Consider the following 21,659-nt stretch of genomic DNA (forward strand, 5'->3'; position numbering starts at 1 on the left):
CGCCTTGTATACGTCTCAAGCTCAGTAACCAAAAGAATTCCCCTTCGGAGACACACTCATGACTCAACGGACCCTCGCCACTTTCATGCTCGCACTGGGCCTCGCCACCCTCGCCGGTTGCGCTTCGCCAACAGTGATCACCTTGAATGACGGTCGCGAAATCCAGGCTGTCGACGCCCCTAAGTATGATGAAGATTCGGGCTTCTACGAGTTCGAACAGCTGGACGGCAAGCACACCCGCATCAACAAGGATCAGATCCGTACTGTCAAAGAGCTGTAAGTCTTCAGTTCGACAGCGGATACAGAAAAGCCCGCATATTGCGGGCTTTTTCGTGTCTGGCAGAAAAGGGTCGATACCCGGGATCACCAGTCCAGCGTGATTCGGCTTTCAAATTCGCGCACGTGCCCCGTGACCGGATCGATGAATCGCAAACCCTGCGCCAGAAGCTTAAGCGGGTTGGCGTAGTCATCTTCAACATCTTTGAGCACTTCAGGGTAGAACGGATCATTGCAGATGCTCGCCCCCAGAGACGTCATGTGCACCCGTAGCTGATGCTTCTTGCCGGTCACCGGATACAGGCCGTAGCGCCAGAGCTCGCCGTTCTTTTCACGAACCTCCACCGCCGTTTCGGTATTACTTACACCCGGCCCTTCCTGCATGCGGAAAAACGGTTCACCGTCGATCATGCGGCTCTTGTGCACTAATGGAAAGTCCAGCCCGGGCAGCGCGGCCGCAATGGCCTCATAGCGTTTTTCGATTTGCCGTGTCGGGAACAGTGACTGATACGCCGACCGCGTCTGTGGATTGGCAGAGAAAATCACCAGCCCGGCCGTATGCCGGTCAATCCGGTGCAGCGGCACGAGATGGGGATTGTCCAGGCGCCGGATCAATCGGCGAAGCAGCGTCTGTTCGACGTACTCGCCTGCCGGGGTCACCGGAAGGAAATGCGGCTTGTCCGCCACCACCAGATGCTCGTCCGCATACAGGATCGACTCGACCACCGGGATCGGCTTTTCATCCGGCACTTCACGAAAATAGTGAATGCGCAGCCCTTCCTTGTAGGGCAAGTCCAGCGCAATCGGCTGCCCCTGACCATCCAGCACCCGACCCCGGGCGATTCGATCCAGCCATTGATCGCGCCCGATGGCGCTGAAATGCTCACACAGGCAGTCGAGCACTGTCCGCCAGCTACCGGGGGGCAGATACAGCGTGCTGGCCTGATTCTGTGCGGCGGAAAACGTTGATGTGCTGGACATTCGGAAACTCTAACCTTCAAAGCAGAGCGGCATTATCCAACACCGGACGCGGCAGTCCTAGCGCGGAATCAGGCGGGGATCGATTTGAGCGCCGCCGCCTCGGTGAACTCCTTGAGCCAGCGCAACACATCCACGGCGTCCCAACGGCCCGGATCGTACAAGGCGTACAAAAGCCCCTGATATCCGACCACATCCAGTTGCTTGTGATAGCCGGCACGCTGGAACAAGGCCTCGATCTCGGCAAAGCAGGTATTGAAATGCAGCTTGTTGAAGGGAGTCTTGCCTTCCGTGACCAGACCGTCCAGGCGCAATTCGTGGACGGCCTCACGCACTACGTCAACCGACATCCCGTTCACGCTGCTTTTCAACTGTTCGACATTGACCACGGTTGCTCCCTCTGACATCCGGCTTGCCCTGACGAATGCCCGGAAACGGCATGGCAGGCCAACCCAATTACTGTATGCGCATACAGTAACCGAATAACCCGAAAAGTGCCAAGCCGTGATTGAGCGAAGGTGACGAGCGCCACCAACGCGAAAGAGAAAAGGCCGTTAACGCAGGAATGCCACCACCTGATCGGCGCTGAACGGCCACCCCAGTTCCGCGCCGGTATCGACCCTGCGCAAGACCGGGATCCGCAGGCTGTAGGCCTCGAACCACGATTCATCGTCAGCAATATCCACCAGTTCCACCAGCAGACCATGCTCGACAAAAGGCATCAGCTCGGCCTCCGCGACTTCACACAAATGGCACCCCAGGGTGCCGAACAACTGGCATTCAGGAAGCATGTGCGCTCAACCCCAAAAATCGAGTGATCATTCTAGGCCTGCCCGCAAAGCCCGTCGACCCACCCACCGGGTTCGATCCCGCGCCTCGTAAAACCCTGATGTAAATCAGCCCACAAAATCGCCATTTACGCGATGCTCCGGTGTTTTTTACCTCTACGCTTGAAGAGCCTGACCTGTCCCGGAGTACCTTGTGTTTGCCAATCTGCTGATCATTCTGGCGTCGTCCCTGGTGATGATTGCCCTGTTCCGACGCCTGCGCCTGCCGCCTGTGCTGGGCTACCTGTGCGTGGGCTTGATGGTCGGGCCGAAGGCATTCGACTGGATCAATGAAAGCGAACATCTGCCGGATCTTGCCGAACTGGGCGTGGTGTTTCTGCTGTTTTCCCTGGGGCTGGAATTTTCCCTCTCTAAAATGATTGCCCTGCGCAAGGTGGTTTTCCGTCTGGGCAGCCAGCAGGTGCTGATCACCACATTCCTGCTGGGAGGCGTGCTGATGTTACTGGGCATGCCCGCCACACCGGCCTTGCTGATGGGCGCCGGCCTGTCGCTGTCATCCACGGCGATTGTGACCAAGGAGCTGGGCAGTCTCGGCGAAATCTTCAGCACCCATGGCCAGAACGCGGTGGGCGTCCTGTTGTTCCAGGACGTGGTGGCCGTGTTGCTACTGACGTTGGTACCGGTGTTCGCCGGCAGCAGTGATCAGGCCTGGTACTGGGCGTTGCCCCTGACCTTGTTGAAGACCGTATTGCTGTTTTTCGGTTTGTTGCTGGCCAGCCGCTGGCTGCTGCCCCGCCTGTTTCAGGAAGTCGCGGCATCCCGTTCCGCAGAGTTGTTCGTGCTGCTGGCGCTGGTGATCGTGTTGCTGACGGCCTGGCTGACCCACCTGCTGGGTCTTTCTCCAGCCCTCGGCGCGTTCCTCGCGGGCATGCTGCTGGGCGAGAGCCATTACCGGCATCAGATCGAGGCCGACATCCGGCCATTTCGCGACATTCTGCTGGGACTGTTTTTCGTCAGCATCGGCATGTTGATCGACCTGCAACTGTTCGCCAGCCACAGCCTGCTGATTATCGGCATGACCCTGGGTTTGCTGGTGATCAAAGGCCTGGTGGTGGCGCTATTGGTGAAATGGCGTGGCAGCGACAGTGAAACGGCCTGGCGCAGCGGCCTCGCGCTCGCCCAGGGCGGTGAATTCTGCTTCGCCCTGATGGCGCAGATGCAGCAGAGCCGGCTGCTCCCCGCCGAGCTCGGTGCCCTGCTGCTCGCCGCCACCTTCTGCTCGATGCTGCTGACGCCCCTGCTGTTACGCGCCGCACCACGCATCGCCGCCGCCCTGCACCGCAAGCCCAATCAGGAAGCGCAGATCGAGGAAATCAGCGCCCTCAATGCCGGGTTCGACGGGCATGTGGTGATCTGTGGCTACGGCCGTGTCGGTCAGTCGATCGGGCGCTTCATGCGCAATGCCGGGCAATCCTACGTCGCGCTGGACAACGATCCGGTACGGATTCAGGAAGCCGCTACCGCCGAACGCGACGTCCACTACGGCGATTCAACCCGCGGCGATCTGTTGATCGCTGTCGGTTTGCTGCGCGCCAGACTGCTGGTGATTGCCGTGGATCAAGCCGACGTGGCCTTGCGGGTTCTCAAGGAGGCCAGACGCCTCAACCCGACAGTGCCGATCCTGGTGCGCACCCGGGACGACAGCCAGTCGGCCGAGCTGAAAGCAGCCGGCGCCAGCGAAGTGGTGCCGGAACTGCTGGAGTCGAGCCTGATGCTCGGCTCCCATGCCCTGATCCTGCTGGGGTTTCCTGCGCACCGGGTGCAGGAGAAAGTCGATCAGGTGCGCATCGATCGTTATCGCCTGCTTCACGGCTTTTACCCCGGAGCCGACGATGAGGAGACCTAGTCCTGGCTCACCGCGCCGATCTTGTGCAGCGACAGGTCGGCGCCGTAGTACTCCTGTTCCTGGCTCAGGCGCAGACCATGCAGCGCCTTGATCGAACCGTAGACGGCGAAACCACCGATCAGCGCCACCACCACACCGAGGGCCGTGCCGATCAACTGGCTGATCAGGCTGACGCCACCGAGCCCGCCCAACGCGGTCGAGCCGAAGATCCCGCAGGCGATGCCGCCCCACACGCCACACAGACCGTGCAACGGCCACACACCCAGCACGTCATCGATGCGCCATTTGACCTGCGCCGCCGTGAAGCACCAGACAAACAGGGCGCCGGCAATCGCGCCGGTCACCAGCGCGCCGACCGGATGCATCAGGTCGGAACCGGCACACACCGCCACCAGCCCGGCAAGCGGGCCGTTGTGCAGAAAGCCCGGGTCGTTGCGCCCGACGATCAACGCCGCCACCGTGCCGCCGACCATCGCCATCAGCGAGTTGACCGCCACCAGTCCGCTGACCCCTTGCAGGGTCTGCGCGCTCATCACGTTGAAGCCAAACCAGCCGACGATCAGGATCCACGAACCCAACGCCAGAAAAGGAATGCTCGACGGCGCGAACGCCACCAGCCTGCCATCGCGATAGCGCCCGTTGCGCGGCCCGAGCAGCAACACCGCCGCCAGCGCCAGCCAGCCGCCCATGGCATGCACTACCACCGAACCCGCAAAGTCATGGAAAGGGGCACCGAACTGCGCGGTCAGCCAGGCTTGCAAACCGTAGTTGCCGTTCCAGATCATGCCTTCGAAAAACGGGTAGATGAACGCCACGATCAGCGCCGTGGCGCACAGTTGCGGCACAAACCGCGCCCGCTCGGCGATGCCGCCGGAGATGATCGCCGGGATCGCCGCCGCAAAGGTCAGCAGGAAGAAAAACTTCACCAGTCCATAACCATGATCGGCACTGAGCACCGCCGCCGGTTGCAGGAAGGTCACCCCGTACGAAAGCCAGTAGCCTATAAAGAAATAGGCCAGGGTCGAGACCGCAAAGTCGCTGAGAATTTTCGACAGGGCGTTAACCTGGTTTTTCTGGCGAACCGTTCCGACCTCCAGAAACGCGAACCCGGCGTGCATGGCCAGCACCATGACCGCACCGATCAGAATGAACAACGTGTTGGAACTGTGAACCAGTGTTTCCACAGCGCTTTGCAGATTTTCCATGAGAAGGCAGACCCAAGGCTGAAAAAGGCACCAAAGCGGTTCATGCGCACATTTCATGCACCAAGTTGCGACTGCACGGTCACTGTACCGGTGGTCCGGTGAACCGCTTTGGCGCACAAGGTCGATGGGCTGACATGAACCCTCATCATCCGGGCCATGCTCTGCCCGGTTTCGCGCCCGGCAACAGCGCACTGTCACCGATCGACGCACCACGACACAGCAAAAGTTGTACCAGCCATTTGCACTGAACCTTCACACTTGGCTCATACTCGAACGCTTCAGAACACCGCTTCAGAACGCCACTTACGGAGATCCCCCATGGCCAGCATCAAGGCAAAGACTGCTCAAGAAATCCTGATGAACGACTTCCAGACTCTGGTCAGCGACACTGAACGCTTGCTGGAACACACCGCCACGCTGGCCGGTGATCAGGCTGACGAGCTGCGCGAACAGATCCACGAAAGCCTGCTGCGCGCACGGGAAACCCTGAAGCTGACCGAAGACACCCTGCGCGAACGCGGTCAGGCTGCGGTCACCGCCACCGAGGAATATGTCTCGGCCAACCCGTGGCAATCGGTGGGCATCGCCGCTGGCGTCGGCTTCCTGATCGGCCTGCTGGCCACGCGGCGCTGATCATGTCGATCGGTGAATCCGGCCCGGACTCGGGCACCGCCTCCTCCACACGTCGTCTGGGTGCTGCCGTTCTCGGTCTGCTGCACAGCCACGTCGAACTGTTCGGCATCGAACTGCAGGAACAGAAATCACGCACCGTCAGCCTGTTGCTGTTCGCCGGCCTGGCGCTGGTGTTTGCGCTGCTGTTGCTGGTTGGCCTGTCGACGCTTGTCCTGATCGTGTTCTGGGACACCTATCGCCTCGCCGCAATCATTGGGCTGTGCGTGTTCTATACCCTGGCGGCAATCTTTTGCGCGCTGCGTCTCAAGGCCGCGATCTTCGATGAATCCTCGCCCTTCCACGGCACGCTGGAAGAACTGGCCAACGACCGGGAGCGCCTGCTGCCATGAGCCTGCCTGAACTTCCGCACAACAGCTCACGCCGGGAAATGCGCAAGGCACTGATCCGTCTGCGCATGGAAATGCATCGTCAGGAAATCCGCCACGAAACCGGCCAGGTCCTGCAACCTCTGCAACGCATGCGTGGCATGACGCAAAACCTGCAGGGCGGTTTCGGCATCAAGCACGCGCCGTTGTGGGGCGTGGCGGCCGTGACGCTGCTGGGTTTCATCACGGGAAAAGGGGCCAAGAGCGGAGGTGTCGGCGGCTTGACCCGACTGATCCGCCTGGGCACCAGCCTCGCTCCGCTGATCAAGTTGGTCATGCAGAGTTCGAGCAAGCGCTGATCCCTCGCATCTGGCTGCATTCTTGCAATACCGGCGGGATTGAATCTCTTATCCGGAGGTTCAATCCCGCTTGCCTATCCGGCCGGCAGAATTCGACCAGAACAAGAACGACAAGGAGGCCCCGTGATCGACGGGCAACCGCTCGCCTGCTTTCAACCTTTCATCGATACCGCCACCGGACGCATTGCAGGGGTCGAGGCACTGGGTCGTCTACGTCAGGCCGATGGCCAACTGGCGTCGGTCGGACCGCTGTTCGCCGACCCGCGCACCCCGGCCATCGCGCTGCGCCGAATGGACCGGCAGATTCGCGACAACGCGCTAAGTCGACTGCACGAGGCACCGCCGGACTGGTTTCTCAGCCTGAACATGTCACCGCGCTGGATCAGTCGCTTGCGTGCCGACCAGGCACTGCCGAGCCTGAAACAACTTGCGCGGCATGGCATCGACCCGCAAAGGATTGTTTTCGAAATCACCGAGCTTGGCGGTAACAGCCAGCGCCTGAGCGAAGTCGTGGCGCGCTATCGCGATGCCGGCGCACGGATCGCCATCGACGATTTCGGCGCTGGTTATTCGCAGCTCGATCGCGTGCTGGCGCTGCAACCGGACATTCTCAAACTCGACATGCGCCTGTTCCAGGCCGCTGCACTGGGCGGACCGAGCAGTGACGTGGTCAAGGCCCTCGCGCAAATGGCCGAAAAGACTGGCTGCTGGATCATTGCCGAAGGCGTGGAAACCGCGGCGCAACTGAATTTCGCGCTGGAATGCGGATCGCGTTACGTGCAGGGATTTCTGTTCGCCCGGGCTCAGGAGGCGCTTTTCGGTACGGATGACTTCGTCGAGCGTTTTGCCGAGCTGCGCCAGTCCTATGTGCGCCAGAAGCTGGCCGAACGCAGCAAACTGATGTTCATGCGCCAGCAGCTGAGCGAACTCATGACCATCCTGCAAACCTGGGCCCAGGCCCGCGCCCCGCTCAGTGCCCTGCCGCAGCTCGACGCCTTTCCCTGGCTGCTGCGCTTTTATCAGTGCGACCGTCACGGCACCCAGCTGACGCCAAACCTGGAATGGCGACCCAGCGGCTGGGTGGCCGACAACCGCTACCTGGGCCACAACTGGTCGTGGCGTCCGTACTTCTATCACCTGCTGGCCGAGGGCTGGGAGGAACGGCGCCTGACCCTTTCCAACACCTATCGCGACGCCACCAGCAACCAGTATTGCCTGACCGCCGGGCAGTTCTTCGATAACGGCGAGCGCCTGCTGCTGATCGACATCGATGCGGCGGGCTTGTAGTTGCGCTTGCAGATGCCAGCCTGAACCGGGAAGCTAGGGAATCAGTCACCAGACGGAGAGAATCAGCCTTGGATTGGCATACCCTGCTCAACCGCGAACGTCTCGGCAAACCGTTGCACAGCCCGCAGGAACTTGGCCGCAGCCCGTTCCATAAAGACCATGACCGCATCATCTTCTCCGGCGCCTTCCGCCGCCTGGGGCGCAAGACCCAGGTGCATCCGGTGTCGAGCAACGACCACATTCACACGCGCCTGACCCACTCGCTGGAAGTCAGTTGCGTCGGCCGCTCGCTGGGCATGCGCGTCGGCGAAACCCTGCGCCGCGCCCTGCCCGAATGGTGCGAGCCGAGCGATCTGGGCATGGTGGTCCAGTCGGCCTGTCTGGCGCACGACATCGGCAACCCGCCATTCGGCCACTCCGGCGAAGACGCGATCCGACACTGGTTCCAGCAGGCTGCCGGGCGCGGCTGGCTGGATGCGATGAGTGATGCGGAACGCGGTGATTTCCTGAACTTCGAAGGCAATGCGCAGGGCTTCCGGGTCCTCACGCAACTGGAGTATCACCAGTTCGACGGCGGCACCCGGCTGACCTACGCCACCCTCGGCACGTACCTGAAGTACCCGTGGACCGCGCGTCACGCCGACTCCCTCGGTTACAAGAAGCACAAATTCGGTTGCTACCAGAGCGAACTGCCGTTGCTCGAACAGATCGCCCACAAACTGGGGCTGCCGCAACTCGAAGAACAGCGCTGGGCGCGCCATCCGCTGGTGTATCTGATGGAGGCGGCGGACGACATCTGTTACGCCTTGATCGATCTGGAAGATGGCCTGGAAATGGAGTTGCTGGAGTACGCCGAAGTCGAGTCGCTGCTGCTCGGTCTGGTCGGCGATGACCTGCCGGAAACCTATCGTCAACTCGGCCCGCAGGATTCGCGCCGGCGCAAACTGGCAATCCTGCGCGGCAAGGCCATCGAGCACCTGACCAACGCTGCGGCCCGCGCCTTCGTCGAACAACAGGACGCACTGCTGGCCGGTACACTGCCTGGGGATCTGGTGGAACACATGCACGGTCCGGCCAAGCGTTGCGTACTGAACGCCAAGGACATCGCCCGCAAGAAAATCTTCCAGGACAAGCGCAAGACCCTGCATGAAATCGGCGCCTACACGACCCTGGAGATTTTGCTCAACGCCTTCTGTGGTGCGGCCCTGGAACAGCACAATGGCCGCACGCCGTCGTTCAAGAGCCGCCGGATTCTCGATCTGCTGGGCAACAACGCGCCGGACCCGCACGGCCCACTGCACGCATCGTTCCTGCGCATGATCGACTTCATCGCCGGCATGACCGACAGCTACGCCAGTGACATGGCGCTGGAAATGACCGGACGTTCCAGTCATTGACGCCTGCCGCCCGACCGATCTGCAATGGATCGGTCGGGTCTGGTGCAGTAGCGGCGAAAAGACAAAGTCGTCCTTTTTATAGTTTCAAGAAGACAGAAACAAACAACGAATAATAGCTTCAACCTTGACCGCACAAACTTTTCCTGCGCATCTGCCAAATTAATCAAGTACAACTCTTGAACATCTCACGCCTCTACCTACGTCAAACCTAGTTAACACGTAGTCTGATTCCTCTTTATTTGTAGGACTTCTCCTTGATTGCCGCTGACGCCTTGTCAGTTCATGCGTGCGTTCGTTCATCTGAGCTAAGGTTCGCCCTTTATTTGCGCTCGTATGGGATTTGATTATGAACTCCGTTTTTATTGTCGACGATCACCCGGTCATCCGCCTCGCCGTTCGAATGCTGCTGGAGCATGAAGGTTATAAAGTCGTCGGAGAAACCGATAATGGTGTCGATGCCATGCAGATGGTTCGCGAATGCATGCCCGACCTGATCATCCTCGACATCAGCATTCCCAAGCTCGACGGCCTGGAGGTCCTGGCCCGCTTCAACTCCATGAGTTCGCCGTTCAAGACGCTGGTGCTGACCGCACAATGCCCGACCCTGTTCGGCATCCGCTGCATGCAGTCAGGTGCGTCGGGGTATGTGTGTAAACAGGAAGACTTGAGTGAACTGGTCAGTGCAATCAAAGCTGTGCTGTCCGGTTACAACTACTTTCCCAGCCAGGCTTTGAATCCTGTTCGTCACGATGATGTGCGCTATGTAGAACTTGAACTTTTCAAATCCGTCAATGACCGGGAACTGATGGTCCTGCAACTGTTTGCCCAAGGGCGCACCAACAAGGAAATTGCCAAAGGCATGTTTCTCAGCAATAAAACCGTCAGCACTTATAAAAAACGCCTGATGCAAAAACTGAAAGCCAAGTCCCTTGTAGAACTTATCGAAATGGCCAAACGTAACGCACTCGTGTGAGAGCCAACATGCCCCGTCGCTTAAAGAATTTTCTGATTGCATTGAGTGCATGCCTGAGTCTCAGCGCGCCTGTCACAGTTGCATCGCCCACTTTTCAGGACTTTGCCCTGCTCGCGCGCTCGACCGATCGATCGCTACCGGTCTTGTTCGAGCCATCACAAGCGGCGTGGCTGCACACTCGCAAAGAGTTGATTCTGGGAGCCTCAGCTCCCGACTATCCGCCCTTCGACATGACCACCAGCGGTCACGACTTCGAGGGTTTCACGGCGGATTACGCCGGACTGATTGGCCAGGCGACCGGCCTGCCGGTCAAGGTCAGGCGCTTCGCTTCGCGAGAAGCCGCGATCCGGGCATTGATCGACGGCAGCATCGACATCCTGGGTACGTCCAACGGTTTCGAAGCGGAGAACCCTGACATCGTGTTGTCACGACCCTATGCAGTCGACCAGCCGGTGCTGGTGACCCGCGAAGGCGAAACCCGCTCGCTGACCGAAGGCCTGGCCGGTCTGCGGCTGAGCATGCTCTATCACTACCTGCCGCTGGATGAGGTCAAGGCGATGTATCCCAAAGCCCTCATCACGTCCTATCCGTCCTACCAGAACGCAATCAACGCGGTCGCATTCGATCAGGCGGACGTGTTTCTCGGCGACACCATCTCCACCCATTACATGATCAGCAAGGGTTACCTGAACAACATCCGCATGGCCAATTTCGGCAAGCACGAGGCACACGGTTTCAGCTTCGCCGTGCATCGCAACAACGCGCAGCTGACCGGCATCATCGACACCGTGCTCAAGGCTGTCCCGGGCAGCGAGCGCGAAAACATCGCCAAACGCTGGAGCGTCGGCAGCGACACACTGCTCACCGACCAGAAGCTGCAACTGACCCGACGCGAAGAACAATGGCTGAAAAAGCATCCGGTGGTGAGTGTGGTCGTCAACGAGGCCTTCGCTCCGCTGACGTTCTTCGACAGTGATGGCAACTTTCGCGGCATCAGTGCCGACCTGCTCGAACTCATTCGCCTGCGCACCGGTCTGCGTTTCGAGATACGCCGCAGTCGCAGCGATGCCGAGATGATCAAGCAGATTGAAAATCACCAGGCCGACCTGATCGCCGCCCTGCTGCCCACCACCCAACGCGAAGAAACCCTGACCTTCAGCCGTCCTTACCTGGAAAACTCCTACGTGCTGTTGACCCGAAAAGCGGCCGACAGCCCGACACACCTGGGCCAGCTCAAACGCAAGCGGCTGGCGATTGCCCAAGGCAATCCGATGATCGAATATCTGCGCACCGAATTTCCGCGTATTCAGCTGATCGAAACGCCGGACACCTTCAGCGCCGTGGCACTGCTCGACGAAGGTCAGGTCGAGGGCGCCGTGAACTCGCTGGTCATCGCCAACTACTTCATTACTTCCCGCATCTTCGAACAGCCACTGCAGATCACCACCACCATCGGCACCCGTCAGGCGGCTTTCTCGCTGGCAACCGCCCGGGACAACACGGAGCTGGGCTCGATCATCGACAAGACGCTGATGAGCATCACCCCCGAAGAACTGGGCATCATCAACGGGCGCTGGCGGGGTTACTCGAGCGTTTCGCAAGGCACCTGGCGCCAATACCAGCGTTTTTTCTATCAAGTGATCGGCGGCGCCTGCCTGTTGTTGCTCCTGTCGCTGTTGTGGAATGCCTACATGCGCCGCCAGATCAGGCAACGCAAGGCCGCCGAACGGGCCTTGAATGACCAGTTGGAATTCATGGGCTCACTGGTCAACGGGACGCCCCACCCGATCTACGTGCGTGACCGCCAAGGCGTGCTCCAAAGTTGCAATGACAGCTATCTCCAGGCGTTCAATGCCCGGCGCGAAGACGTCATTGGAAAAAGCGTGATGCAGGGTGCGTTGAACAATGCTTTCGAGGCCCTGACGTATCAGGCCGACTATCAGCGGGTAGTGGCGGAGGGCAAACCGCTGGTGCTCGACCGGCCCTTGCAGATCGGCAACCGGCACCTGACGATCTATCACTGGATCCTGCCGTATCGGGACTCCAGCGGTGAAGTCCAGGGAATCATCGGCGGCTGGATCGACATCAGTGAGCGCCGCGAACTGCTCGACGAACTTCGCGCAGCCAAGGAACGGGCAGACGATGCCAACCGGGCCAAGAGTACGTTTCTGGCGACCATGAGCCACGAGATCCGCACCCCGATGAACGCCGTGATCGGCATGCTCGAGTTGACGCTCAAGCGCATGGATCAGGCTCATCCGGATCGCTCGGGCATCGAAACGGCCTACCACTCGGCCAAGGACTTGCTGGGCCTGATCGGCGACATCCTGGACATTGCCCGCATCGAATCCGGGCGGCTGAGCCTGAACCCCGAGCGAATCAACCTGATCGATACCGTCGGCTCGGTGGTCAGAATCTTCGAAGGTCTCGCCCGGCAGAAACAGCTCTCACTGACCGTGTCCGTCTCGCCCCCTGAACTGAATGTCGATGTGCACCTCGACCCGCTGCGCTTCAAGCAGGTGCTGTCGAACCTGATCAGCAATGCCATCAAGTTCACCGAAGCAGGACACATCAGAATCACGCTGGATCTTCTACCCACGGATGACCCCGAACGCTCGGTGATGCAATTGACCGTACAGGACAGCGGCATCGGGATCACGACGCAGGATCAGTCGCGCCTGTTCGAACCCTTCGCCCAGGCTGGCAACGGCGGGCAGCGAACCGTCAGTGGTGCGGGACTGGGGCTGGTCATCAGCCGCAACCTGTGCGAGATGATGGGTGGAAAACTGCGGTTGAGCAGCCTCCCCGGAATCGGCACCCAGGTCACTGTTTCTCTGCCGGTGGCGATCCTGCCTGCGCAAGTGGCGAGATCTGAAGAGGAACCACAGATTCAGGCCCCGCTCATTCCGTTGACGGTTCTGGTGGTCGATGACCATCCGGCCAACCGGCTGCTGATGTGCCAACAGCTTGAATACCTCGGCCATCGTTTCTGTATCGCCGAAGATGGTTTGCGCGGGCTGGAACAGTGGAAAAATGGCGAATTCGATCTGGTCATCGCTGATTGCAACATGCCCGTCATGAACGGTTACGAGCTGACCCGGGCGATTCGTCAGCACGAAAAACTCACCCGTCGTCCGGCCTGCACGGTGCTGGGGTTCACCGCCAATGCCCAGCCGGAGGAGATCCTGCGCTGCAAACAGGCCGGCATGAACGAGTGTCTGTTCAAACCCCTGAGCCTGAACAGCCTGAGCCAATGGGTCGACAGTATTCAGCCGCTGTTCCGTGCGCCGGTATTCAATCTGCAAGGGCTCACGCTGCTGACCGGTGGCAACCCGTCCCAGACTCACCGCTTGCTGGCAGAACTGCTCAACAGCAGTCGTCTTGATCGCCAGGAATTGCAGGCCCTGTCCCTCACCCGGGATCCTCCTGCGCTGGCCGTCATCGCCCACAAGATCAAGGGCGCCGCGCGCATTGCCCAGGCTTCGCGCCTGATCGACAGCTGCGACGCGCTTGAGCTGGCGTGCCTGCAAGCACAGCCGGGGGATGAGATCGAGCGTCGCTGCCAGGCCAGCCGTCTCGCCATCCTGGAACTGGAGCAGGCACTGGAACAGCAACTGAACCGGATCAGCGAGAGCAAAGTGACCGGGGCTTAACTATGCTTGGACGCTGAGCAGTGTGCTTACCTACACGGAGAGTCCGCAATGCCCAGCCCACTGCGCCCGGAACAACGCCGGTTTCCGCTGCATGTGCATATCAGCGTCATGTTCACCTTTCTGCTGTTGCTCACCGGGGTGGTGCTGGGTCTGTTCAACTATCGACAGACCACACAGATCATCCTGTCGAGCAGCGAAAAACTGTTCAACCGCATCGAACAGGACGTGCGCCTTGATCTGCAGGCCACTTATGAACCGATTCGACACCTGCTGAGCCTGCTGGCGGAGACCCCCGCCGCCCGCTCTTCCGGCCTCGAACCGCGTCTGGCGCTGCTCAAGCCGTTCAGCCAGTCACTGACGGACAACCCGGACCTGGCCTCGCTGTACCTGGGTTATGGCAACGGCGATTTTTTCATGGTCCGTCATTTGCGCACGCCGGCGCTGAAAACCCTGCTCAAGGCACCGGACGCCGCGGCGTTTCAGGTCTGGAGCATCGAACATGACGCCAGCGGTCAGGCGCATTCGCAGTCTCTGTTCTTCGACCAGGCCCTGTCTCCGGTCGGCCGGCAGGACAACCCCGACGATCCTTATGATCCCCGCAGCCGGGCGTGGTACATCAACGCGCGGCAGCAGACCGAACAGATCACCACCGAACCCTACGTCTTTTTCTCCACCCACAACGTCGGCACGACGCTCGCCCGGCGCAGCGGTGAAGACGCCGTGATCGGCGCCGACCTGACCCTCGACGCACTCTCCGCAACCCTGATCAAACACGTGGTGACACCGGCCACGGAAATCGTCCTGTTCGACGCCGAAGGCAACGCCGTGGCCTACCCCGACAGCAGCCGGTTGATCGTCGATGACCGAACGGCGCGCCTGGCCAAGGCTGCCGACTTGAGCCCCGCCCTCGGCGCCTTGTTGTCCGGCCATCAAGGCAACCGGCTCAAGGCCGATGGCCGACTATGGATCGTCGCCCGCAGCCAGCTGCAGGAAGGCGGGCCGAAAGGTTTGCAGATGGCGTTGCTGGTGCCGGAGGACGAGTTGCTGGTCGATGCCTATCGCATGCGTTGGCAAGGCGCACTGATCACGCTGGCTACTTTGCTGCTGTGCCTGCCGCTCGGGTGGCTGATCTCGCGAATTCTGGTCAAGCCGCTGCATGCGCTGGTCAAGGAAGCCGACGCGATTCGCAGTTTCGATTTCAACTTTCCCGTGACCCGTCGATCACCGGTGCTGGAGGTCGACCAGTTGAGTCTGTCGATGGCCCGCATGAAAGACACCCTGGCCAGTTTCTTCCGGATCACCGACAGCCTGACCGCCGAAACCCGCTTCGCCCCGCTGCTGCAACGAGTCCTCTTCGAGACCGTGCAGATCGCCCAGGCCCAGGCGGGCCTGATTTATCTGCGCGAAAACGATGGCAATCGCATGGAGCCCTACGGACTGGTGGTCGACGGCGCGTCCCAAGCCCTGGCCGCGTTCGATATCCAGGGGCGCAACCTTGACGCCACTGAGAGCCCCGAATGGTTCCGGGAACTGGCGAACGCCAACACCGTCGTGAGCAATCTGGGTTTCGAACAGGCCACCGACCTGCAGAAAGTGCTGCTGGCCATGGAGTCGCCGAGGGTTCATCTGATCGGTATCCGCCTGCATAACCGGCACAACGAGACCGTCGGCCTGCTGGTGCTGCTGATCAATGACAGCGGCACGGCGAGTGATCTGGAAAAGCTGCGGCCCGACCGCATTGCCTTCCTGCAAGCGGTGTCCGGGGCAGCGGCGGTGAGTATCGAAAGCCAGCGCCTGCAAGCCCGGCAGAAGCAACTGCTGGATGCGTTCATTCAACTGCTGGCCGGCGCCATCGATGCCAAGAGCCCTTATACCGGCGGGCATTGCCAGCGCGTGCCGGAGCTGACCCTGATGCTCGCCCATGCCGCCGCAGCCAGTGAGGCGCCGGCCTTCAGCGATTACCAGCCGAACGAAGACGAATGGGAGGCCCTGCACATCGCCGCCTGGCTGCACGATTGCGGCAAGGTCACGACCCCGGAATACGTGGTCGACAAAGCCACCAAACTGGAAACCCTGAACGATCGCCTGCACGAAATCCGCACCCGCTTCGAAGTGCTCAAGCGCGATGCCTGGGTCAGCTACTGGCAAGCCCTGGCCATGGGCGGCGAAGAACGGCAACTGGCCGAGCTGCGCGACGCAACCCTGACAGCACTGGATGATGATTTTGCATTCGTCGCCCACTGCAATCTGGGCAGTGAAGCGATGGCCGAGGCCGACCTGCAACGCCTGCAAGGCATCGCGAAACGCCCATGGACGCGTACGCTGGATGATCGGCTGGGCCTGTCATGGGAAGAGAACCGGCGTCAGTCACGCACCCCGGCACCGACCTTGCCGGTCACCGAACCGTTGCTGGCAGACAAGCCCGAACATCTGCTGGAACGCGCCGAAGGCGAGTTGATTCCCGAGGACAATCCGTGGGGCTTCAAGCTCGACGTCCCGCCCTACAAATACAATCGCGGCGAGCTGTACAACCTGAGCATCCCCCGGGGCACCCTGACCCGCGAGGAACGCTACATCATCAACCATCACATGGTGCAGACGATCCTGATGCTCAGCCACCTGCCCTTCCCCGGACACCTGAACAGCGTCGCGGAAATCGCCGGCGGGCATCACGAAAAGATGGATGGCACCGGCTATCCCAAGCGCCTGAAACGCGAGGACATGAGCCTGCCGGCGCGCATGATGGCGATTGCCGATATTTTCGAAGCCCTGACCGCCGCCGACCGCCCGTACAAAAAGGCCAAGTCCCTCAGTGAAGCGCTGGGGATCATGGCCACCATGTGCCGCGAAGCGCACATCGATGCCGAGCTGTTCGGGCTGTTCATCCGCGATGGCGTGTATTTGCAGTACGCCACGCGCTTTCTCGATCCACGGCAGATCGATGCCGTGGACCCGGCGGCCGTGCTGCTCAAGGCAGGCCTGGCGGCGTGATCAGCAGTCGGTCAGACGCAGGAAGATCGCCGCCAGTTGTTCGATCCCGGCCTGATCGTCGGCACCGAAACGCGCGAGCTTCGGGCTGTCGAGGTCGAGCACGCCGATCAGGCGACCGTCCTTGACCAACGGCACGACCAGCTCGCTGTTCGATGCGCTGTCGCAAGCGATATGGCCGGGAAATGCATGAACGTCTTCGACCCGTTGCGTCTGCAGGCTGGCAGCCGCCGCGCCGCATACACCGCGACCGAACGGAATGCGCACGCAGGCGATCTGGCCCTGGAACGGGCCGAGCACCAGCTCTTCGTTGCGATTGAGGTAGAAGCCGGCCCAGTTCAGGTCATCGAGCTGGTTGAACAGGAACGCCGAAAACTGTGCGGCGTTAGCGATGAAATCGCGCTCGTCCGCCAGCAGCGACTCCAGTTGCGCGGCCAACATGCCATAGCCTTCGAGGCCCTGGCCGCTCTGTTGCAAATCAATCATGCCTTGTGCTCCAACAATTTCAGTCCCACCCAGTAACGGGCGAATTGGTACGCGCAACGTCCGTTGCGGTTGCCACGGCCGGTTGCCCAGCGCACGGCGAGAATGTCCAGTTGTTCGTCGCGCTCCCAGCTCAGGCCGGCCTTGGCGGCCAACTGGCCGATCCAGTGCTCGACGACGTTGAGGAAATGTTCCTGGGTAAACGGATAGAACGACAGCCACAGGCCGAAGCGATCCGACAGCGCGATCTTGTCTTCCACTGCTTCGCTCGGATGCAGTTCGCCATCGACGCGCTTCCAGTTTTCGTTGTCGCTTTCCTTTTCCGGCACCAGATGGCGACGGTTGGAAGTGGCGTACAGCAACACGTTGTCCGGCGCCTGTTCGAGCGAGCCGTCCAGCACGCTTTTCAGCACGCGGTAGTCGCCTTCGCCGGACTCGAACGACAGGTCATCGCAGAACAGCACAAAGCGCTGCGGCAGCTTGGCGATCTGCTCCACCACCCGTGGCAGGTCCGCCAGGTGATCACGCTCGATTTCGATCAGACGCAAACCGGCCTTGGCATGTTCTGCCAGCAGCGCGCGGACCAGCGACGATTTACCGGTACCGCGCGAACCCCACAGCAGCGCATGGTTGGCCGGCATGCCATCGAGAAATTGCTGAGTGTTGCGGCCCAGTTGCTCAAGCTGGCGGTCGACGCCGATCAGGTCCGACAGGCGCATGTCGAGGCTGACTTCCAGCGGCAGCAGATAACCGCTGCGACCGTCACGCTGCCAGCGTGCGGCGAGGCAGGTACCCCAGTCGATGACCGGGCGTGGAGCCGGCAGCAGTGGTTCGATCCGCGCCAGAACCGACTCGGCGCGTTCAAGAAAAGCATTCAATCGGGAATCCACGTCTTCTCCTCGGGCTCGTTCACAGTGATGATGGCGGTGCAGCGACGACAGACAGCGTTCGAAACCTGTCCCGGGCCTTGTTACAAGGCGCTTCGGGAACCCCGGAATCCGTGCATGATCGACTATGCTTGAGCAGCGAAGGGAAACGGAAGTGGTTCAACACCCCATGGATATCAAATTCACCCACCGGCTGTCGTACAAACAGGCCCGGCTTACCGTGCTGGTCGGGTTCATTCTGGGCACGCTGCTCAGCCTGCTGCAAATCGGCATCGATTATGCCAGTGAAGACGCGTCCATCAACCGTGAAATCCTGTCTTTGCTGGAAATCAGCCATAACCCGGCCTCGCGCATCGCCTACAACATCGATGCCGAACTGGCGCAGGAACTGACCCTGGGCCTGCTACGCTCGCCGGCGATCATTTCCGCACAACTGACCGACAACAATCAGACGGTGCTGGCCAACGTCAAACGCCCGGAACTGCAAAGCGGCTACCGCATGATCAGCGACTTCCTGTTCGGCGCCAAACGCCAGTTCGAAGACCGCCTCTACCTCGATCACTTGCCCAACGAAGCCCTCGGCACCCTGCGCCTGGAAGTCGACACCTACGCGTTCGGCAGCCGCTTCCTGCGCCGGGCCGAGGTCACGCTGCTCAACGGTTTCGCCCGCAGCCTGATTCTCACCGGGATCCTGCTGGCGCTGTTCTACGTGATGCTGACCAAACCGCTGGTGCGGGTGATCCGCGAACTCAGTGGCCGCGATCCGCGCAGTGCCGAGCCGACTACCCTGGAATGTCCGGGCGGGCACGCCAATGACGAGATCGGCGTGCTGGTCAAGGTTGCCAACCAGCAGTTCGAAAACATCGCCACGGAAATCCAGCAGCGGCGCAATGCGGAAAACCGCCTCACCGACTACCTCGCACAACTCGAAGACATCGTGTCCGCGCGGACCGCCGAGCTCAAGGCAATCAACGCGCGGCTCAGCCAGTCCAACCAGGAACTGGAAGTGGCCCGCAGCACGGCACTGGACATGGCCGAAGCGCGTTCGGCCTTTCTCGCCAACATGAGCCACGAGATCCGCACCCCGCTCAACGGCCTGCTGGGGATGATCGCCCTGTCGCTCGACGGCCCGCTCAACGCCGAACAGCAGCAGCAACTGTCGATCGCCCACGACTCGGGCAAAGTGCTGGTGGAGTTGCTCAACGATATTCTCGACCTTTCGAAATTCGATGCCGGGCAACTCGAGCTGGAACACATTCCGTTCGATCTCGGCTCGCTGATCGAAGACACCGCCAACCTGCTGTCGCAGAACGCAGCGCCGAGCGTTGAACTGACTTGCCTGATCGATCCGTACTTCCCGGCGCTGGTGCTCGGCGATCCGACCCGGGTCAGGCAGATCGTCAGCAACCTTCTGTCCAATGCGCTGAAATTCACCCGCTTCGGTCGGGTCGATGTGCGCTTGTCCACCTGGAAGGACGGCGTCCGGATCGAAGTCTGCGACACCGGCATCGGCATCGCCCAGGAAGCGCAGGTGAAGATTTTCCAGCCGTTCACCCAGGCGGGCGCCGGCATCACCCGCCAGTACGGCGGCACCGGGTTGGGCCTGGCATTGACCTACAACCTGTGCGAAGCCATGCAAGGGCGTCTGACCATCAGTTCCGAAGTGGGTTTTGGCAGTCAGTTCTGCGCCGAACTGCCACTGCCCTGCCACACCCGCGCGGTGATTCCGCCACCGTTGCACGGCAAGGTGCTGGCGATCACCAACGCGGTCAGCGGGCTGGCGGAGCTGCTGGAAAGTCTGCTGCCGGTCTGGGGGCTGACCTACGAACAACGAACCCTCGACGACCCACTGCTCGGCCTGTCCCCCGACGTCATCATCACCGACTGCCCCGAATGCCTGTTCGGTCTGCGTCCGGCGATGACGGCGCCGATTCTGCTGGTGACGGCTTATGGCAGTTTCATGCCGGGTGAAGAAGCCACTGCCCTTGCCCCATTGCAGCAGCAGGCTCGACCGCTGGCCCGCAACGCGCTGTATCAGAATCTGCGCCGGACACTGCAGCCGGACCTCACCACCATCGACCGCGCACGCCTCGAAAGCGTGCCGTCGCAGCGGCGGGGACGGGTACTGCTGGTGGAGGACAACCCGGTCAATCAACTGGTGGCCAAGGGCATGCTGGGGAAACTCGGGTGCGATGTCGTGGTTGCTGCCCACGGTGTGGAAGCGCTGGATCAGTTGGAACACGACGAATTCGATCTGGTGCTGATGGACTGCAACATGCCGGTGATGGACGGCTACGAAGCCAGCCGTCAGATTCGCCAGAGCGGACGCTGGCCGCATCTGCCGATTGTTGCCCTGACCGCCAACGCCATGTCCGAGGAACGCGAACGCTGCCGGGCGGCGGGCATGAGCGACTATCTGGCCAAGCCGTTCCGTCGGGAAGAACTGGCGGCGCTGCTGGACCAGTGGATTCCGACTACGACAGTGCTTTGATCTGCCCCAGCAGGTGATCGAGACCGTCGCGCAAGTCATTGAGCCGGTCCAGATCCACCCCGCTGTCGCACAACAGCCGCACCTTCAACGGCCCAACCTGTTCGCGCAGCGCCAGCCCTTGCGGCGTGAGGCTCAGATGAACCTCACGCTCGTCACGGGCCGAGCGCTGACGCTGGACCAGTTGCAGTTGCTCCAGACGCTTGAGCAACGGCGTCAGCGTGCCGGAATCCAGCGCCAGACGTTCACCCAGCGCCTTGACCGTCGGTTGCTCCGGCGCGGTTTGCTGCCATTCCCACAACACCAGCATCGCCAGGTATTGCGGGTAGGTCAGGCCAAGCTGATCGAGCATCGGTTTGTAGGCACGGATCACCGCCCGCGATGCGGCATACAACTTGAAGCACAGCTGACTGTCGAGCTTCAGCGAATCGGCGGACAGGCTGTTCATTTGAGCAGGGCTTCGATCTCGCGGCTCAGATCCTGCGGCTTGGTGGCCGGGGCAAAGCGCTTGACCAACCGGCCATCCTTGCCGATCAGGAACTTGGTGAAATTCCACTTGATGCCCTGCGAGCCCAGCACACCCGGCGCGCGCTTTTTCAACTGCACGAACAGCGGATGGGCGCCGTTACCGTTGACTTCGATCTTCTTGAACAGCGGGAAGCTGACACCGTAGTTCAGCTCGCAGAACTCGCTGATGGCGCCCTCGTTGCCCGGCTCCTGCTTGCCGAACTGATTGCACGGGAAGCCCAGCACCACCAGGCCCTGATCCTTGTAGGTCTGCCACAGTTCCTCAAGGCCTTTGTACTGCGGCGTGAAACCGCACTTGCTGGCGGTATTGACCACCAGCACAGCTTTGCCGGCGAAATCGGCGAGGGTCTTTTGCTCGCCTTTGATGGTGGTGCACGGAATGTTCAGCAGGTTATCGCTCATGGTGCGCACTCTTGAAAAATGGGTAGACGGCAAAAATAGCGAGCAATTGAATTGTGTGCAATT

At 60.9% G+C, this 21,659-nt stretch carries 19 protein-coding genes; 11 read left to right on the top strand and 8 right to left on the bottom strand.

The window, feature by feature from the left end:
• The first annotated feature begins 58 nt into the window (after positions 1-58).
• Entirely contained in the window at positions 59-280 is a 222-nt protein-coding gene (locus AC0R79_RS21680; protein WP_007955739.1) for a YgdI/YgdR family lipoprotein, read from the top strand.
• A gap of 83 nt (positions 281-363) precedes the next feature.
• Here the strand turns inward: AC0R79_RS21680 and AC0R79_RS21685 are convergent, their stop codons facing one another.
• The 3 genes from AC0R79_RS21685 to AC0R79_RS21695 all read right to left on the bottom strand — a co-directional run bounded on the left by AC0R79_RS21685 (position 364) and on the right by AC0R79_RS21695 (position 2,045).
• A complete protein-coding gene (locus AC0R79_RS21685; protein ID WP_474731657.1) occupies positions 364-1,257 on the bottom strand; it encodes a pseudouridine synthase in 894 nt (297 codons plus the stop codon).
• Between the two features lie 68 nt (positions 1,258-1,325).
• A complete protein-coding gene (locus AC0R79_RS21690; protein ID WP_007955735.1) occupies positions 1,326-1,643 on the bottom strand; it encodes a hypothetical protein in 318 nt (105 codons plus the stop codon).
• Between the two features lie 165 nt (positions 1,644-1,808).
• Complete coding sequence (locus AC0R79_RS21695; RefSeq protein WP_007955734.1) at positions 1,809-2,045, bottom strand: glutaredoxin family protein; 237 nt, start codon at positions 2,043-2,045, stop codon at positions 1,809-1,811.
• A 190-nt stretch (positions 2,046-2,235) separates the two neighbouring features.
• Between AC0R79_RS21695 and AC0R79_RS21700 the strand changes: the two genes are divergently transcribed.
• Positions 2,236-3,948: a cation:proton antiporter gene (locus AC0R79_RS21700; protein ID WP_474731658.1), complete on the top strand. Its 1,713-nt coding sequence runs from the start codon at positions 2,236-2,238 to the stop codon at positions 3,946-3,948.
• On the opposite strand, the gene AC0R79_RS21705 is transcribed toward AC0R79_RS21700, so the two are convergent.
• The gene (locus AC0R79_RS21705; RefSeq protein WP_474731659.1) at positions 3,945-5,153 is read right to left on the bottom strand and encodes an ammonium transporter; all 1,209 of its coding nucleotides are present in this window, start codon (positions 5,151-5,153) and stop codon (positions 3,945-3,947) included. The genes AC0R79_RS21700 and AC0R79_RS21705 overlap by 4 nt on opposite strands.
• Positions 5,154-5,471: 318 nt before the next feature.
• Here AC0R79_RS21705 and AC0R79_RS21710 point away from each other — a divergent pair, with 318 nt between their 5' ends.
• From AC0R79_RS21710 to AC0R79_RS21745, 8 genes are all read left to right on the top strand, one after another.
• Positions 5,472-5,786, top strand: coding sequence for an ElaB/YgaM/YqjD family protein (locus tag AC0R79_RS21710; RefSeq protein ID WP_007955729.1), 315 nt, complete (start codon positions 5,472-5,474; stop codon positions 5,784-5,786).
• A gap of 2 nt (positions 5,787-5,788) precedes the next feature.
• Positions 5,789-6,175, top strand: coding sequence for a phage holin family protein (locus AC0R79_RS21715; RefSeq protein WP_127799159.1), 387 nt, complete (start codon positions 5,789-5,791; stop codon positions 6,173-6,175).
• Positions 6,172-6,510 (top strand): hypothetical protein, encoded by a 339-nt coding sequence (locus tag AC0R79_RS21720; protein WP_064598290.1) that lies wholly within the window; start codon positions 6,172-6,174, stop codon positions 6,508-6,510. Before AC0R79_RS21715 ends, AC0R79_RS21720 begins: the two co-directional genes overlap by 4 nt.
• Before the next feature lie 123 nt (positions 6,511-6,633).
• On the top strand, positions 6,634-7,797 hold the full coding sequence (locus AC0R79_RS21725; protein ID WP_127799161.1) for an EAL domain-containing protein: 1,164 nt from the start codon (positions 6,634-6,636) through the stop codon (positions 7,795-7,797).
• Between the two features lie 68 nt (positions 7,798-7,865).
• A complete protein-coding gene (locus AC0R79_RS21730; RefSeq protein ID WP_064383277.1) occupies positions 7,866-9,194 on the top strand; it encodes a deoxyguanosinetriphosphate triphosphohydrolase in 1,329 nt (442 codons plus the stop codon).
• A gap of 346 nt (positions 9,195-9,540) precedes the next feature.
• Complete coding sequence (locus AC0R79_RS21735; protein ID WP_007955724.1) at positions 9,541-10,167, top strand: response regulator transcription factor; 627 nt, start codon at positions 9,541-9,543, stop codon at positions 10,165-10,167.
• Positions 10,168-10,175: 8 nt separating this feature from the next.
• Positions 10,176-13,820, top strand: coding sequence for a transporter substrate-binding domain-containing protein (locus AC0R79_RS21740; RefSeq protein ID WP_474731661.1), 3,645 nt, complete (start codon positions 10,176-10,178; stop codon positions 13,818-13,820).
• A gap of 48 nt (positions 13,821-13,868) precedes the next feature.
• Entirely contained in the window at positions 13,869-16,811 is a 2,943-nt protein-coding gene (locus tag AC0R79_RS21745; RefSeq protein WP_474731663.1) for an HD domain-containing phosphohydrolase, read from the top strand.
• On the opposite strand, the gene AC0R79_RS21750 is transcribed toward AC0R79_RS21745, so the two are convergent.
• Both AC0R79_RS21750 and AC0R79_RS21755 read right to left on the bottom strand, forming a co-directional pair.
• Positions 16,812-17,294 carry a GAF domain-containing protein gene (locus AC0R79_RS21750; RefSeq protein WP_011335287.1) on the bottom strand — a complete coding sequence of 161 codons (483 nt, stop codon included), beginning with the start codon at positions 17,292-17,294 and terminating at the stop codon, positions 16,812-16,814.
• Positions 17,291-18,181 (bottom strand): ATP-binding protein, encoded by an 891-nt coding sequence (locus AC0R79_RS21755; protein ID WP_007955716.1) that lies wholly within the window; start codon positions 18,179-18,181, stop codon positions 17,291-17,293. Before AC0R79_RS21755 ends, AC0R79_RS21750 begins: the two co-directional genes overlap by 4 nt.
• A gap of 166 nt (positions 18,182-18,347) precedes the next feature.
• Between AC0R79_RS21755 and AC0R79_RS21760 the strand changes: the two genes are divergently transcribed.
• Entirely contained in the window at positions 18,348-20,669 is a 2,322-nt protein-coding gene (locus AC0R79_RS21760; RefSeq protein ID WP_474731666.1) for a hybrid sensor histidine kinase/response regulator, read from the top strand.
• Here AC0R79_RS21760 and AC0R79_RS21765 read toward each other — a convergent pair.
• Together AC0R79_RS21765 and AC0R79_RS21770 are read right to left on the bottom strand one after the other, a co-directional pair.
• Complete coding sequence (locus AC0R79_RS21765) at positions 20,653-21,114, bottom strand: MarR family winged helix-turn-helix transcriptional regulator (protein WP_474731668.1); 462 nt, start codon at positions 21,112-21,114, stop codon at positions 20,653-20,655. The genes AC0R79_RS21760 and AC0R79_RS21765 overlap by 17 nt on opposite strands.
• Entirely contained in the window at positions 21,111-21,596 is a 486-nt protein-coding gene (locus AC0R79_RS21770; RefSeq protein ID WP_474731669.1) for a glutathione peroxidase, read from the bottom strand. The genes AC0R79_RS21765 and AC0R79_RS21770 overlap by 4 nt, the downstream gene beginning before the upstream one ends.
• Between the last annotated feature and the right edge of the window lie 63 nt (positions 21,597-21,659).

Source organism: Pseudomonas sp. HD57-3 (genome assembly GCF_056113135.1).